This is a genomic window from uncultured Anaerobiospirillum sp., from assembly GCF_902485895.1.
GTDB lineage: Bacteria > Pseudomonadota > Gammaproteobacteria > Enterobacterales > Succinivibrionaceae > Anaerobiospirillum > Anaerobiospirillum succiniciproducens.
In genome coordinates, this window is record NZ_CABTML010000068.1 from 29,735 (window position 1) to 46,636 (window position 16,902).

Annotated in this window: 11 protein-coding genes; 9 read left to right on the forward strand and 2 right to left on the reverse strand. The window is 43.8% G+C overall.

The features are described 5' to 3' along the window. Positions 1 to 35 precede the first annotated feature (35 nt). The gene (locus RDO37_RS05700; RefSeq protein WP_308498403.1) at positions 36 to 932 is read right to left on the reverse strand and encodes a LysR family transcriptional regulator; all 897 of its coding nucleotides are present in this window, start codon (positions 930 to 932) and stop codon (positions 36 to 38) included. A 120-nt stretch (positions 933 to 1,052) separates the two neighbouring features. Between RDO37_RS05700 and RDO37_RS05705 the strand changes: the two genes are divergently transcribed. The 9 genes from RDO37_RS05705 to RDO37_RS05745 all read left to right on the forward strand — a co-directional run bounded on the left by RDO37_RS05705 (position 1,053) and on the right by RDO37_RS05745 (position 13,589). Next, positions 1,053 to 1,847, forward strand: coding sequence for an MBL fold metallo-hydrolase (locus RDO37_RS05705; protein ID WP_308498404.1), 795 nt, complete (start codon positions 1,053 to 1,055; stop codon positions 1,845 to 1,847). Between the two features lie 468 nt (positions 1,848 to 2,315). Beyond that, positions 2,316 to 3,617: a Tol-Pal system beta propeller repeat protein TolB gene (gene tolB / locus RDO37_RS05710; RefSeq protein WP_044121810.1), complete on the forward strand. Its 1,302-nt coding sequence runs from the start codon at positions 2,316 to 2,318 to the stop codon at positions 3,615 to 3,617. Positions 3,618 to 3,669: 52 nt separating this feature from the next. Next, positions 3,670 to 4,272, forward strand: coding sequence for a peptidoglycan-associated lipoprotein Pal (gene pal / locus RDO37_RS05715; protein WP_027939873.1), 603 nt, complete (start codon positions 3,670 to 3,672; stop codon positions 4,270 to 4,272). A gap of 914 nt (positions 4,273 to 5,186) precedes the next feature. Beyond that, the gene (locus RDO37_RS05720; RefSeq protein WP_308498405.1) at positions 5,187 to 6,182 is read left to right on the forward strand and encodes a MetQ/NlpA family ABC transporter substrate-binding protein; all 996 of its coding nucleotides are present in this window, start codon (positions 5,187 to 5,189) and stop codon (positions 6,180 to 6,182) included. 184 nt (positions 6,183 to 6,366) lie between these two features. After that, positions 6,367 to 7,455 carry an ATP-binding cassette domain-containing protein gene (locus RDO37_RS05725; RefSeq protein WP_308498406.1) on the forward strand — a complete coding sequence of 363 codons (1,089 nt, stop codon included), beginning with the start codon at positions 6,367 to 6,369 and terminating at the stop codon, positions 7,453 to 7,455. A 2-nt stretch (positions 7,456 to 7,457) separates the two neighbouring features. Then, complete coding sequence (locus RDO37_RS05730) at positions 7,458 to 8,120, forward strand: methionine ABC transporter permease (protein ID WP_308498407.1); 663 nt, start codon at positions 7,458 to 7,460, stop codon at positions 8,118 to 8,120. Between the two features lie 584 nt (positions 8,121 to 8,704). Beyond that, a complete protein-coding gene (locus RDO37_RS05735; RefSeq protein WP_308498408.1) occupies positions 8,705 to 10,102 on the forward strand; it encodes an FAD-binding oxidoreductase in 1,398 nt (465 codons plus the stop codon). A gap of 627 nt (positions 10,103 to 10,729) precedes the next feature. Beyond that, a complete protein-coding gene (locus RDO37_RS05740) occupies positions 10,730 to 11,887 on the forward strand; it encodes a pyridoxal phosphate-dependent aminotransferase (protein ID WP_027939871.1) in 1,158 nt (385 codons plus the stop codon). A gap of 724 nt (positions 11,888 to 12,611) precedes the next feature. Further along, the gene (locus tag RDO37_RS05745; protein ID WP_308498409.1) at positions 12,612 to 13,589 is read left to right on the forward strand and encodes a hypothetical protein; all 978 of its coding nucleotides are present in this window, start codon (positions 12,612 to 12,614) and stop codon (positions 13,587 to 13,589) included. 722 nt (positions 13,590 to 14,311) lie between these two features. On the opposite strand, the gene RDO37_RS05750 is transcribed toward RDO37_RS05745, so the two are convergent. Then, positions 14,312 to 15,964, reverse strand: a complete 1,653-nt coding sequence (locus RDO37_RS05750; protein ID WP_308498410.1) for a methyl-accepting chemotaxis protein — start codon at positions 15,962 to 15,964, stop codon at positions 14,312 to 14,314. Positions 15,965 to 16,902 lie beyond the last annotated feature (938 nt).

Consider the following 16,902-nt stretch of genomic DNA (forward strand, 5'->3'; position numbering starts at 1 on the left):
TTTGAATCGAGGTATACAAGCTCTTAAGGGAGCAATCAGGAGTGCTTGGTGGCTAAGTAATTAATTAGACTCTGCTCAAAAGCAGAGGCTGCATAGGTGGATACAGTACCTCTTCTTTTAACTAAACAGATGGTGACTTTGGTGTCGTGAGGAGTTTTATGCAAAGGTTTTTCAACTATGAGAGTATTGTCTAATTGGTATGAGTAGTCATAGCCTACAGCAAGAGCGTTAGTTTTTAATATTAGCTCAGTTAAAAGAGCCTCATCAGAGGTCTCAGCAATGATATCTACCTCTTCTTTATATTTGTTTAAAATCTCATCAAAAGATTTAGTAAAACAGCTATAAGAGCGACCTTTGCCAATAATCTTTTGGCCCAGTAGGTCTTGAGGAGTAAGCAGTTCTTTGGTTGCTAAAGGATGGGTAGCAAGCATTCTAACTGTATATCTGGTATCGAACAAAGGTATAGCCTCAAAACGTTCTTCATCAAAAGGGCCATACACTATAGCTAACTCACACTTACCTGCTTCTAAAGCTAATAAAGCATTTTCGTCAGTACTTTCTACTACACTTAAGGTGATTCGTTTTTCTTGATTAGCAAACTCGACCATAAAGTCAGAGCCAATATAGGAAAAAACATGATCTAAAGCATAAATCATGAGCGGGCGACGTGGAAGTAGCTCAATATTTCTTAATTTTCTTATAGCTGCAAGCTCTATGGCTACTTTTTGAGCATGCTCTTTAAATACATAAGCAGTGGTAGTTAGTGTAATGCCTCTAACTTCTCTAATAAACAAAGCTGTTCCTAATGAGCTTTCTAAAGCATTGATAGCTTTGCTAACTGCTTGACGAGATATGCCTAATTTATCGGCAGCACCTTGTAAGCTACCTGCATGGCAAACGGCTAAAAAGATTTCTAAATGATGTAGGTTCATCTGCTTTTCCAGCAACCATATGGTTGCGTATTATTTCATGTTAGTTGCTTTTCATAGTAATGATAGCTTTATAGAATTTTCTCATCACTTCATAGCTGTTTTCGTTAGTGAGGAAAATGTATGTTAGTTCAGCAGATTAGAAATGCTACTGTAAAAATATCCTATCAGAATAAGTCTATACTAATAGACCCATGGTTAGCGCCTCAATATGCTTTAGGCTCTATTGCACAGATGGTACCTAATGTATTTAAGTTGCAAGATAAGATGAAGGCTAATATTCCTATGCCTATTGCTCCTTTGCCTATGAGTGTTGAGGAAATTTTACGTGATGTTGATGCCATTATTATTACCCATATACACCCTGATCATGTAGATATGATGCCTAATGGTCATATAGGTGATTGCTTACCTCACGATCTTCCTGTTTTTGTACAAAACGATGAAGATGCTAGCATTCTGAGGCAAAATAATTTTAAAGATGTTAGAGTTTTGTCAGCACAAGGCACTGACTTTGAGGGTATTGCTATTACTAAAACCCCATGTCGTCATGGAACAATTGAGACTTGTGGTCAAGCTAGTGGCTTTTGTCTTGAGTCCTATCAAGAGCCCAAGTTTATGGCTTGTGGTGATACTATTTGGTATTCAGAGTTGCAAGAGGCACTACGTAAACATAATCCTGAGGTTGTACTGCTAAATGCATGTGCAGCCGAACTTGAGGGCTTTGGTAGGCTAATTATGAACGATGAAGATGTAGCTTGTGTAGCTGCAACCTTGCCTGAGGCTCATCTTATTATTTCTCATATGGATACAGTAGCTCATGCCTCAATAAGTAGGTATGAGATGAGAGGCTTGTTAACTAAGAGACAAATAGCAAACTTTATTATCCCAGAAGATGGAGAGTCTTTTAGCTTCTAAAATCTCCATAAATCCTTTGGTACTGTTTAGCTTAGCTTGGTCATCCTAATTTAACTGCTGATATTATTGCCGACAATAGCCTTAGTCTTAGATTTGTCCTGAGACTGAGGCTTTTTAGTTTTAAAGAACTTGAAAATTAAGTAAGGTTGCTCCCATCAAGTTGCTTTAATCCTAATAGTGCATATTAGATCTAGAGTACCAAGTCAAAGGGACGTTTTTAGTTTTTTCTGACAAAGCTCTTGTCTTTTAAGATCGTGCCTAATTTGTGTGCACACATGCTGCGAATTGCTTACAAAAGGCTTATAGATAAGGCTTTGCTCAAATTGCCTAGATATTACACGTTGTCAAAGTGATTGCACCAGCTTGGGCAAGTGATGGTGTACAACCAACAAAATTGCACTTTAATATGACGCCAAAGCCGTTTGCTTTGTTAAACTATCGCTACTGTATTGTCAAAGTGGGGGATCCATGCGCTTTATTCGATTCATAGGCGCTGCCTTGGCATGTCTTGTTTTAATGACAAGCGCACAGGCAGCACTACAACTAGAGATCACTGGCGGTATCAATGAGGGCCGTCGTGTCGTAGTGTTACCGTTTAAGACTACAGGTCAAGTACCTGTTGATGTTAGCGGTATCGTCAGTGCAGACCTTACCCGTTCGGGCAAGTTTGCTGCAGTTACTTACAATCAGCTGCCGCAAGGTGCGATTGTAAATGGCGGTGTAAACTTCGACGTTTTAGCCTCATCCGGTGCTGAAGCAGTGGTTTCAGGCGAAGTTGTTCCTGTAGCTAATTCTGATAAGTTCCAAGTGGTTTATCAGATCTACGGTGTACAGGGTGCTAACAAGGGCAAGCCATTAACCGAGCGTCGCGGTGTTACTGCTAACGCCCGTCAGTTACGTCAGGCTGCTCACTTAGTTTCAGATCGAACCTATGAGTTATTAACCGGTCAGCCAGGTGCCTTTAGAACACGTATTGCTTATATCGTGCACCGCTTTGGCGATCGCTTCCCATATCAGCTCATGACCTCTGATTATGACGGATATAATGAAGTAGCCATTCTGCGCTCTACCGAGCCAGTAATGACTCCAAACTGGTCTCCAGATGGTAAGCGTTTAGTGTATGTATCATTCGAGCGTAGAGCACCAACTATCTATGTTCAGGATATCTTCACTAAGAAGCGTACTAAGCTTGCTTCATTCCCAGGCTTAAACTCTTCACCAGCTTGGTCACCAGATGGCAACAAGATTGCATTTACTCTGTCTAAGGACGGCCAGCCAGAAATTTATTACTACGATCTGGTAACCTCTAAGTACCATCGTGTAACTAACAACCGTGCTATTGATACTGAGCCATCTTGGTCATCAGACTCTAAGCGTATATACTTCACCTCAGAGCGTGGTGGTCGTGCACAGATTTATGCTGTGGATATTGGCACTAACGAAGCTGAGCGTATTACCTATCAGGGCGCTATGAATTTATCAAGCCGTCCAATTCCAGGTTCTGACGCTCTGATTGTTATCACTAGACAAAATGGCTACCGTGTAGCTCGTGTAGATAAGGATGGTTCCATCTACATGCTGACTACCTCTAACTTAGACGAGTCACCTTCCGTTGCGCCTAATGGTTCAATGGTTATTTACTCAACAGTTTACAAAGGCCGTAAGGGTCTAGCTCTTGTTTCTACCGATGGTCGTTTCAAGGCAAATCTTCCTTCAAGCAACAACGGCGAAATCAGCGCTCCATCTTGGGGCCCATTGCCTGAAAAATAGGCACTTACTGATATCTAGCTTATTGCATACAGGCAATTAAGGATTTTTTATTATGAAGATGAGACATTACTTAGCATTGTTTGCAGGCGTAATGATGTTTGGCCTGACAGCTTGCTCCACCTCAACCGAAGACGGTGCGTTGATTGAAGATGGCAATGGCATGGATAACATGTCAGGTGACGTATTCGTTGAGGATAACTTAGGTTATGGCGGTATCGATGAGAACGTTATGACCGGCGTTGATTCATCTGGCGCTTTAGTAATTGGCGATCCAAATGCACCACAAGGCGGTCTTTACGATCCTAACTACTCAGGCCCACAGGCTCTGCGCGAGAACAACACTGTTTACTTCAAGTACGACTCTGATCAGATTCAAGATCAGTACGTATCTGTAATGCAGGCTCATGCTCAGTACTTACGTGATAACCCAGATTCTCGTATCATCATCGAAGGTCACACCGACGAGCGTGGTACCCCTGAGTACAACATCGCTTTAGGTGAGCGCCGTGCTCGTGCTGTAGCCCGCTACATGCAAAACTTAGGTGTTGATGTAAACCAGCTCTCTATCGTTTCATACGGTGAGGAGAAGCCTTTAGACCCAGGTCACGCTGAGGCTTCATGGCAGAAGAACCGCCGCGCTGTTATCAACTACTAATACCTTAGTGCTCAATAAGTCCTGCAAAGGCATCCTAACTTTAGATGCCCATGCATCACTTATCTAGCAGCTAAGATTCCCCGCAAAACCCCCGTAGGCAAAGCTTTCGGGGGTTTTGCGTTTTTAGATCCTGTTATTTGCAATTGCCATCAGTCCAGCACCCCTCAATAACACAAGCACCACCGCTATCCACATCCAAGGCCAATGAGCATCATTTTCTAAAAGAAAAGTAAAATCAATGCATCCCTTCTTCACCAAGCAAAGCACAGTCAGTGCATCCACATCCAAGCCTGTCCAGCCAAGCTAAGCAAGCCCAGTGCACCCTCAACCAAGGCTGTCCAACCAAGCTAAGCAAGGCCAGTCATATGCCATCAAGCAAGCCATTCAAAGCTAGTCGCATGCAGCAAGGAGATCCATTCTGGCAATCTAAGTAGAGCCAGGGCATTTATGTTCAAGACTAGCAAAGGCATTTGTATCCAAGGTTCAGTGCGGCCAATAAGCAATATCCGACTAGCACTCGTTAGGTCTTAATAATGGTGCATTAACCATACGTTTGAACGGCTTTTGATGTGATTTACTTCCTATTTTGGGCTAAATGAGAGCAAATACTGCACTTTTATTTATCAAAGGGCATTTTTCTAGCACCGAAAAAATGCATGTAGTTATAGCGCATTGACCAAAAAAACTTCAAAAGCTTACAGTTAAAACACATTCGGTAATCAATGTATTCATAACACTGCAGTCGCTTAGGCGACGTAGGCTGCAAAACTAAATGTTGCTTGCTGTACCCCTCAGTTAATACTACTTAATCCAAGGTAGCCAAGTGTTGATTGCTCTGATGAGTTAGGTAGGAAAGCGCAGCGGCGCATTGCGAGAAAAGAGCACTGTTAATGTGCATCTAGTGGAGATTTTTCATGAAAACCAAAGCTTTAGTAGGCAGCCTCTTTGCTGTCACACTCTTCTTAACTGCCTGCGGCGGTGACGATAACCAAAAGACCGCTCAAGCTACTTCTGCTAGTGAGCAGGTCATGAAGGTAGGCGTTTGTCCAGGCCCATATGGTTATATGGTTGAGAGCGTGATTGCCCCGCTATTAACTGAGGAAGGCTACAAGGTTGAGGTCATTACTTTTAGTGACTATGTTCAGCCAAATTTAGCTTTAGATAGCGGTGATATCCAGGCTAACTTATTCCAGCACCAGGCTTACTTTGACAATTTTGTTGAGACTCAAGGCGTTAAGCTTGAGTCAGTTATTAACGTCCCAACCTTAGGCATGGGCGTATTCTCAGCTAACATCAAATCATATGATGAGCTTAAGGCCGGTGACAAAGTAGCTATTGCTAATGACCCAGTTAATCTTGGCCGTTCTTTAGATGTGGCGCAAAAAGCAGGTCTTATCAAGCTCAACAAGCAAGTTAATGACAACAAGGCTAGCATCGCTGATATCACTGAGAACAAATACTCTCTTGAGTTTGTCCCAATGGACGCAGCTCAGATTGCTCGCTCTTTAGATTCTGTAGCCATAGGCTTTGTACCAGGCAACTTTGCCTATGCTGCTAACTTAGATTTTTCTAAGGCCCTGAGCGTCGAGGACGTTAAAGAGCCAATTAAGAACGTAGTAGCTGTCAAGGCCGACAACAAGGCTTTAAAGGATCTCTTTTACAAGGTCATCCACTCACAAAAGTTCAAAGACGCTATTGTAAAGGATAGCAAATTTGATCAATTCACCCGTCCTGTATGGTGGGATGAGGTAGCGGCCACCGATGAGTCCGCTGACACCGCCGCTGACGCAGCTGCCCCAGCTGCAGATGCCGCACCTGCAGATGATGCAGAGGATGCTGCAAAGGGCGACAAGACAGCCATGATGTTCTCTCCTAAGTTTGCTGAGACCTTAGTTAAGGTAGCAGCCTAATATTACTGATGCTTTTAAGGCCATATTAACGTAAAAGACAGAGGATAGGTCTTTGATGTGGCCTAAAGCAAGGCTCGTCTAAGTAATTGTAGTGCAGTCATTAAGGCAGAGTGGGGATATCTATGTCCTTAGCTGTCGTGAGCATTTGTTTTTTGATGCGTATGGCTGCACTTAGGAGAACATCATGATCCGCTTTGAGGATGTTTCTGTTAAGTTTGGTGATTATGTAGCTGTTGATAACGTGTCGCTGCATATACAAAAGGGCGACTTTTACGGAGTGCTAGGCCAATCAGGTGCTGGCAAATCAACTTTAGTGCGTACTGTGAACTTGCTGCAAAAGCCAAGCTCAGGTCGTGTCATAGTTTCAGGTAAAGAGGTAAGTGACAAACTAAGCGCTCAAGAGCTTAGTGCTATGCGCCTTAAGATCGGTATGATCTTTCAGCACTTTAACCTCATCAAAAATGCCTCAGTTTTTGAAAATGTAGCCTTCAATTTAAAGGCTTGTGGTGCAAGTCGCTCTGAAATTGAAGAAAAAGTCCCTAAGCTCTTAGCTTTAGTGGGACTGTCAGGCAAAGAGAGTGTCTATCCACCATCACTATCAGGTGGTCAAAAGCAACGTGTGGCTATTGCACGTGCCTTAGCTAATGATCCTGAGATCTTACTGTGTGATGAGGCTACTTCAGCTTTAGATCCTGATACCACAGGTGAAATCGTAGCTCTGCTTAAAAAGCTCAAACAAGAGCGTAACCTAACTGTACTTTTCATTACCCATCAAATGGAAGTCGCCAAAAGCTTGTTTAACAAGGTGGCTCTGATGGCAAATGGCCGTGTGGTAGAAAACGGCAGTACTTACGATCTCTTTGCAAAGCCAAGTTCTGCATACGGCAAGGCAATGATTGCACGTCATGATGCCTTGTTGCTGCCACGTCAGCTTCTTGAAAGTGAGGACAATCTTTACGAGATTACTTACAAAGAAGAGCAAGCTTACGACAGTGTTATTGCTCAGGCCATTAAGCGCTTTGATGCAGACATTAGTATCTTAGGCGGTCGTATTGAGTATATTGCCGATAAGCCGCTAGGCAACCTCATTATCTCGGTGCGTAAAGCCAATGTAGACCATGGTCAAGTGCTAGATTTTATTGGACACAGTGCCTTTATCAAGACCATCAAAGAGCACGGCCAAGTGTTAGTAGATCTAAACTCTAAAGCCATGGATTCAGTAGCAAATATTGATTATGGCACTCAAACTAAGTCAGTTGAGACTAAGGAGTAACCATGTTAGACGCTACTTTAGAAATTCTTTCTCGTGAGTTTGCTAAGGCTGCCTGGGAGTCGACCATCATGCTCGGCATCTCTACTGTGCTTGGTGTTGTCTTTGGTCTTATTTGTGGCTTGGTGCTCTACCTTAGCGATCACAAGGACTTTATTAACTCTCGCAAGCTCAACTCAGTACTTGGCTATATCGTAAATGTAGTGCGCTCCATTCCTTTTATTATCTTAGTGGTGTTCACGCTGCCATTTACCTTTGCGCTTATTGGCACCAAGATTGGTCCAGTGGCAGCTGCAGTGCCTTTATCTATCTGCGCCATTGCTTTTTATGCCCGCTTAGTTGAAGGCTCATTAAAGGAAGTTGATGCAGGTGTGATTGAGGCAGCGATTGCCTCGGGCGCAAGCAAGTCTCTCATCATTAAAGAGGTTTTGTTAGTTGAAGCGGCACCTGGCTTAATTCGTGGCTTTACCGTGACTTTCATTAGCCTCATCGGTTTTTCTGCCATGTCTGGCATGGTCGGTGGCGGCGGTATTGGAAACATTGCCATTATGTATGGCTATTACCGCTACGAAACCGGCGTGATGCTCTTTGTCATTGTCTTCTTGGTGCTCTTTGTACAGCTAGTACAGTACCTTGGCGACAAGTGGGCCAACAATCTTAGCAAATAGCAGCCACAAGCACCTCACTACCGCATCAGACTTTTTTACCCAATAAAAGCCGAAAAGCCGATAAACCATAAGCTAAAGGTGCCACAAACTAGACCACAGTGCCTTTTGCAAAGACGTTTTCCTCAATAATTTAAGAGGGTCTTCAGCAAAGGCCTTGCACCAGCACCTGCTCATGCAACTGCAACTGCAGCTGCACCGGCAGCGCACAGCACATAATGGCTGCTAAAGCCTCTATAGCTACTAGACAAGCTCATAGCAATTAATTGCTAATAGCTAAAGGAGCCGATGAGTAGCTATGGTGTGCATTTGCTGTCCTGACAAGTGCGTTGCAGCATCTAGCTGGCAGCGTCAGCGCCAAGATGAAGAGCTGTAGAGCTGAGCCATAGAGCTAGGCGAGGTAGCGCAGTTGAGGGCACGCATGAGACTATAGCTTGATAGAGGCTATAGCTCTTAGGCGTAATCAGATGTCGGTGGGATCGCGGGGCATTAAGCTCGTTACAGCGTGGATGTGAGGGTGGGGCTGTGGGTCGTAAAATCGATTAATTTTGGAGTGGCCAGGATTTTTTACTCCTGGCTAAAAGAATATGCAAAGCAATAACTTAGCTTTAGATAAGAGCCTCACTAAGCTTAAAGATGAGCTTAGTGCTGATGCTCAATTAGTAGTTGGTAGAGCCATTGATGAGCATTTGTTAACCGACTTTTTAGGCCACATGATTGGTAATGCTGCAGTCTATGTAAAGGTAGCCTCAGCTGCAGATGTACAAAAGGTAGTAGAGTGGGCCTATGAGCACAAGCAATGCGTTACCGTGCGTGGAGCAGGTACTAACCTAGTAGGCTCAACTATTCCTCAAGGCGGCATTGTCATTGATGTCAGTGGACTTAATCGTATCTTAGAGCTCGATGAGGACAATAGAACTATTGTTGTTGAGCCTGGCGTACTGCTTTGTCACTTGCAAGCTTATGTTGAGGAGCGTGGCTTATTCTATCCACCAGATCCTGCCGAAAAGAACGCCACCATTGGCGGTAATATCGCTACTAATGCTGGCGGCATGCGAGCAGTTAAGTACGGTGTTACTCGTGACTATGTATTGGCACTTGAAGTGGTGACCCCTCAAGGCAAGCTCTTAACCTTAGGCACTAAGTGCCTAAAAGATAGTACTGGACTAAACCTTAAGCATTTATTGATTGGGTCTGAAGGTACTTTAGGCGTCATCACTAAGTGCTATTTACGTCTTATCGACAAGCCTGAGAGTACTTGTCATGCCTTAGTGGGCTTTAAGTCGCTTAATGAGGCTATCATTTCAGTAAATGAGATTAAGCGTGCACTGCTAGAGCCTACCGCCATTGAGTTTGTGGAACGCAAAGTTATTGCTATTGGTGAGGAATTTGTTGGAAAGTCATTCCCGTTATCACAGTGCACTGCATATCTCGTCGTCACTTTTGATGGTCAAGAAGGAGAGGCACATGAGCGCTTATTAAGATGCGCTCAAGTACTCAAAGAACATCATGACATTGAGTTCTTAGCACTTGATGATGAGCAAACTGCTAACACTGTCTGGACAGTACGCTCAGCCTTAGCCAAGGCCGTGCAAGCCTCTGGTATTTGGGAGCCTGTAGATACTGTTGTGCCATTAAGCTCCATTGCCGACTTTGTAGACTATGTATCAGAGCTATCCGAGAAGTCTGGTGTGCGTATCCTTGCCTTTGGTCATGCAGGTGATGGTAATGTACATCTGTGCATTCTCAAGGATGATTTAGCCGTCTCTTTATGGCCTGAGACCTTAAAGAATATCTTGTCATCACTCTACCATCGAGTTTATGAGCTTGGCGGCAAGGTAGCAGCTGAGCATGGTCTAGGCCGTCATAAGCGTGATTACTTCTTATCTGAGGTTAATGCAGACGAGCTAGCTCTCATGAGAGCGATTAAGTCAGCCTTAGACCCAGATAACTTATTCAATCGTGGCAGCGGCTATTCTCAATAGCTCATAAATAGATACAGCATAAGAGGCTTCAAGTACAATCATAGCAATAGCTTTAGACCATCAGGCCTCTTATTTATGCCACTGTCACTTAATTTATTCCCAAAGGAAAAATCAGCAGCAGAGCATCCACTTGTCCACCTCACTATGAGCTCTATAGCCAGATCTCACATGCTAATAAAGGCGAGGCATACAAAGAGTACAGGGACCGTGCAGAGTCTATTAAAGCTTAAGATCGCAAGGTCGAAAGATAACAGGCCATAAGATTACAAGCCATAAGATCTTGCGCTGCACCTGTTAACTGCTCTTGGCACCATTTGCAGATCGCAATATGGTGCAGTATGTGCTGATTGCAGCTATCAACAGTTTGCTGCTATGTGCTCTTTGCTGCTCTATGCACTCTCGTGTGCGGGCGCTAGATGATGTGCGCAAGGCATTGCCACACGGCTCAAGCTTGTAACTTGAATTGCTGAGCGCTTGCCGGTAATGGCTTTGCAAAACATTTAGCATTTACATGGCTTTGCATAGCGAGAGGCTTAGTTTGCTTTATATGGCTTTGCACAGCTAGACGGTTTGTTTGCTTTGCAGGGCGTGCTCATTTGGGACTTTTTGATTAAAAAGAGATAATCGATGCAAACTTCATTACGTACCGCTTCATTTACCGACTCGGTTATTCGTCGCATGACTCGAGTTTGTCTCAAATACGATGCTATTAATCTTTCTCAGGGATTTCCAGATTTTGATCCGCCACAAGAGCTCACTGAGTGCTTAAGTAAGGTAGCTTTAACCGGCCCACATCAGTACGCCATTACTTGGGGTGCGCAGAATGTACGTGAGGCTTTAGCTAAGAAGATTGAGCACTTCTCAGGACAAAAGGTCGATCCCAATAGCGAGCTGGTGATTACCTGTGGCTCGACTGAGGCCATGATGGCTAGTGTTTTAGCTACTGTAAACCCTGGGGATAAGGTAGCAATCTTCTCACCTTTTTATGAGAACTACGGTGCTGACTCTATCTTATGTGATGCTCAGCCAATCTATGTTCCGCTCAAGCCACCAGCCTTCACCTTTGATGAGCAGGAACTAGAGAATGCTTTTAAGCAGGGAGCTAAGGCACTTATCTTATGTAACCCATCTAACCCATGCGGTAAGGTCTTTACTCAAGAAGAGCTGGAGACTATCTGCAAGATTGTGAAGCGCTATGATGCCTTTGTGATCACTGATGAGGTATATGAGCACATCATCTACAAGCCATATAAGCATATTCACTTAGCTACTATGGATGGCATGAAAGAGCGTACTTTAGTGTGCAACTCTTTTTCTAAGACTTATTCCATTACTGGCTGGCGTTTAGGCTATGTACAGGGTCCTGCTCACATTATCGATGCGGTGCGTAAAGTACACGACTTTTTAACCGTAGGCGCTGCAGCTCCACTGCAAGAGGCTTTAATTGCAGGCCTTACCTTGCCAGATAGCTATTATGAAGATCTTCAAGAAAAGTATGAGCAAAAACGTGCACTATTTTGCTCAGGTCTAGATGAGATTGGTCTAAGTTACTATAGCCCTCAGGGTGCTTATTACGTACTAGTAGATATTGGTGACTTTGGCTATAGCTCAGATCATGAGTTCTGTGAGGACTTAGCTGCAAAAGTTGGTGTAGGCGCAGTACCAGGCTCATCCTTCTTCAAAGAAGATGTCCAAAACTACATCCGCTTCCACTTTGCCAAAAAAGACGAAACTCTCAAAGCCGCACTCGAGCGCCTTAAGAATATCTATACCCTTAAGCGCTAAGACCATCAAATAAGCCCGATCGGCCTTATCTACTTGCCCACGCCAAGGATAAAGCTAAGTCGGCCTTATCTTCTTGCCACTTGCAAGGATAAAGCTAAGTCGGCCTTATCTTCTTGCCCCTTGCCAAGGATAAAGCTTACGCAGCCTTATCCTTGGTCTGTCTTACCTGCAAGCATCACTGCACTCAAGACAAGTACAATCCCCATGAAAGATTTAAGTGCTCTTGGCCAATATGGGCTCTTCAAAAGAGTTAAGCTTTCAAGCCGCGCAAGAGCTTTTACAGAATCTTATCTGCTGCCACCACATCTTTGTGACTTTAAAACCCTATCTATGGCCATGGCCTACCAATCTGAACATGCTCCATTTACATAAGCAACAGCCACACTTAGTATTGAACGTCATAGATAAACCATAGCAGTTGAGCAATTATTAGCTGGTATTGGACAAGGGAGCGTTGCGTCCCGTATTGCGATCGTGGCACTTGATGCTCTCTGAGTGGTTAATTAACCTAGGATGGTTGCCGTTACAGGCACTTTACAGATGGTAAAACGTGCGCGGGCACAAAAAATGTTGAGCTAAGTAAAACCTTAGGTCGTTTTGACACTACAATAGAGGATGCAACCTCAAAGAGGGATGCCTAGAAGTTCAGGGCCTAAGGATACAGCTTAGGGCTAAGCCTAAGATCTGCTGTCCTTGGTAGGATCAGTGCCTAAAGGAGTTTTTGATGGATAAGCCTAAGTCAATTATGATGTGGAGAGCCTCAGAGAAGCTTGCACATATCCTTACTGAAGAATACCTGTTAGGTGGATCTAATAACGCCAGCCTCTGGTCTTTAGGCGATAATGAGTTCGACAAAGAGTGCTCTAACCTTGACCCTGGCACCTTGGTCTTGCTCTTTAGACAAGAAGATTCTTTTTACTACGTAATTGGCGGCGCATACTTCTTACGCTGGAAGTCCTTAAGCGTACGTGATGCTTGGGATTTATATGGCGTACATAATGGCGCTTATAACTTTGATGACTTTGTAAACGACATTAAGCAGCGTGGCGGTAATGAGGATAGCTCCTTATCCATGGCACAGCTTGCTCATACCTTCATCTTTGATACGGGCGATGTGATTAAGCTGCCTCATGAGCTTGATCAGTACATTAGCGAAAGACATCAGTTCACACTGCCTTTAAGCGAGCCTTGTGGTCGTTACCTTAAGTCCCGTGTGCTTGAAAGACGCGACAATTACATCTCCAATGATGGCGCTGATTGGCATGGAATGTACTATGCTGCATCACATCGTAACTCCAAGACATATGTTGCTGAGTTCCAAGCTCGTGTCTTAAATGCCTACGATTTCCGCTGTGCAATCTCAGGTGTACGTGCTCTGCCGGTACTGGCTGTTGCGCATATCCAGCCTTTCTATGACTCTAAATTCCAAAAGTCAGCTAATGGTGTAGTACTGCGTCAAGACCTCTATCAGCTTTTCAAGACTGGCTATATCACCTTTATCTATACTGACGGGGGTCAAAAGTTAGTTGCTAAGGTTAGCTCCACCGTACGTACTGCCTATGGTGAGGACTACATGGCCTATGATGGTAAGGAGTTAATCCTTCCTGCCGATCGCAGTGCTTGGCCAGATCCACGCTATGTACTGTGGCACAACAAAAACTGCTTTGAAAACTGGCTCAAGGTTGGCGGTGTTCACTCATAGCCATTAACTTGCATTTGAGCAAGACCAAAACCATCTTATAGCTCACAAGCTCAAACATCACTACAACGGCTGCCTGGTGCAGCCGTTTGCACATCATAACCCCTCATCAATAGCTATCCCACCAATCCAGCTCACCGAACTATCTATCAAGCTAGCCAACCTGAAAGCATGCAAACGGGCAAACGGGCCAGCAAGAAACTAGCGAGCAAGCAAGCAAGCAAGCAAGCAAGCAATCAATCTAACAATCATGCTGTCACTGCATTCAAAATCCATGTATGCATTCACGCAGTCAGCTCTTTCACAAGTCACGTATGCATTCACGCACTCCATTCATAATGCAATCAATACAGCTATTACTACCTGTAAGCTGACATCAAGATAAGGCCTCACCCGCTGTCAATGCACTGTGGCTAAAGGCAAGTGCAGTGCGAGAAAGACGAAGGATCTTACTGAAAAGAAAAACTGCAGGTGGCATGATAAAACATGGTGGAATGTGCGACAAACTATATTTGCAACTGATTCTGTGTGCGGGCGCTGAAAGGAAAGTGGGGCTAGGTAGGCGCTGATGGTGATGCGTTTTTGTGTGCGCTGAGAATAAAAAAGCAGTCGAGTTAAACACCAGACTGCTTTTAATCTTAACTGCAATTTGCGCTGTTGGGCGCTAGATTATGATGGAGGCCTACACATTAGTAGGCCTTATGCGCACAGTCTTGCTATTGAGACTAGCTGTGCTTTGGGTGAGTCTTGAAGAATGAGAGTTCCTTTAAGAGGTCATTGAGGTCTTTAGTGGTGCCTTCCATAACTCCATACTGATGCTGAGCATCTTCACGCATGTCGGAGGCAACCTGAGTGATGGTCTGCATGTGGCCGGAGATTTCACCAGTTGCGGCAGTCTGCTCTTCTGCTGCAGTTGCAATCTGGGTAATCTGAGTATTAACGGCGCTTACGTGCTCATTAATGTCGCTTAAGATGGTCATAATCTGCTCTGCATCAGAGGCCACGATATCCATATTGGCAACAGAGTCATTAATGGAACTAGTAGCAGTGGCAGCCTCTTCTTGAATGCTCTTAACCATGCGAGAAATCTCTTGGGTAGAGCTTGAGGTGCGAGATGCTAACGCACGAACTTCATCAGCAACCACGGCAAAGCCACGGCCTGCCTCACCAGCACGAGCAGCCTCAATAGCTGCGTTTAAAGCCAGTAAGTTAGTCTGAGCAGCGATATCGTCAATGGTGGAAACAATAGAGCCAATATCGTTGGTTTGACGGGCCAGATTCTCAATCTTGGCAGCGTTATCCTTAGTGTGCTCGCTTTGCAGACGAATGTTGCTAACTGCACTGTTAACCTTTTCTACACCACCATTGGTGATCTCACGACACATTTTGGAGCTTGCTGCTGCGCTTTCACAGTTATGAGCAATATCTGTAGTGGTAGATACCATTTGGTCAGCTGCAGCGGCTACAGTTACAGACTGGTTTTGGATGCTGTCAGATACGTCAGTCATGCGCTTAGCAATCTGCTGCAGATCCTGCATCTGTTTTTGTAGTTTCTCAGAGTCAGTCTTAGTCATAGAGATGACGTCTGATAAGGTATTACGCATGGCCTTGAGCATCTTCTGACTCTTGCCAAACTCATCTTTGTAACCATCTTGAATGCTTACAGAGAAGTCACCCTTGTTTAGGTTATCTAAAAGTGCAATTTGGTGTTCGAGTGATTTGGAGATGTAGTTAGATATCATCATGGCTAAAGACAAAGCTACGATTGCGCCTAAAATGGTCATAGCAATGTCGACGTAGATAGTTGCCTTGTCAGTAGACTTAGCAAAAAGCTCAATACAGTACTGATTTTGGAGCTTGAAGATCTCAGAGGCGTTCTGAATGCCCTTAAAGACAACAGGCTCAGCCTTCTCCATGTAGATTTCGTAGGCTTTTTGCAGGTCGATATTGTTGCCACGCAGACGAGGGATGACTTCTTTATCGACGAAGCCTAAGGCAGTGTAGATATTGTTACGCAGAGCACTAGCAGTTTGGTTGTACTGAATAGTACCTAAATAATCTACGTTGATAACATCAGCGGCTTTACGCAGATCGTTTACTGCTGCCACAGTCTCTGATTGTAAGTTAGGGAAGCTTTCGCCAGCTGCTGCGTCAGATAAGTCGGAGCTTAAAAGATGCTCAAGGTTCTCGAGGCTCTCTTTGATATTGTAAATACGGGTAAATGCACCGTTAAGTACATCTTCTACTGTAGTTGCGTTCTTTTGAACATTGTTTAAAGAGACGATAGTAGTTACAGAAACAACTAAGTTGATGAGAATAACAACTAAGAAGCTAGTTAGAAGCTTCGCTCTTGTGCTCATATTGAAAAAGAAAAGCATAGGTTTTGCCTTTTTAAGCTCGCAAATTCAATGACGCAACGCTATCGTGCCTTAAGCTTTATTTATTATCACATTAGATGCCTATAAATAAGCATTCATATGCACTAGCAAGTAGTATTACAAGTTATGTAATCTTAGCTAAAGCTCAAGTACAAGGTGTGAATAGGTCGTGACCTAAACAAGAGGACAGACCTATGCTTGCAAAGAGAGCACAGGCAGCAAATCAACAACGTATTGCCAAGACTAACTAAAATCAGCCTGGCTAGTACATAGGTTGACAGCCAATCCAAGCGCAACTTAGCAAGGGCTACAGTGTTACAAAATATGAATTCACAATTTAAAGTTATGCCAACAAGATACTAAAACGGATAGCAGTACTTGTTGATGCTATACAATGCAGTCTCAAGCAGACTTAAGGTGCTAAGCATCAGAGAGAAGCAAGACTAGCAATGCATAACATCGTCGATCAAGTTGACGGCCTCGCATTGAAGAGAGTCGCTCAACTAACAACTCAGATCAATGCGCACAAAGCAGCTATAGTCAGCTAATTTAAAATCACGACTAAGGCGATAGCTGTATAAAGTCAAAACTGACAAAACGGCTATTTGCTTTGTGTATAAGTTATGTTAATGCAAATGTATCAACATAACTAAGAAACAAGTAAACATAAGCCTAGATAGGCAAAATGTATACTTGAGTGTCGTGCAAATTGTAAAGCATAGTATGAGTAAATTACACAAAGCTTTATGTATTCATACTTGATAAAAATTCGCAAGACATTTGTTCTCTCAAGCATGTTACCACTGCCAATTCGCTTTGACAAACACAACTCACTCAAAAAGATGGCCTGTATGTTTTGTTTTGTTTGAGCAATCCCATATATTTGGAGTTTTTATCCATACATAAATAATTAAAGATCGGAAGAGCACACGTCTGAA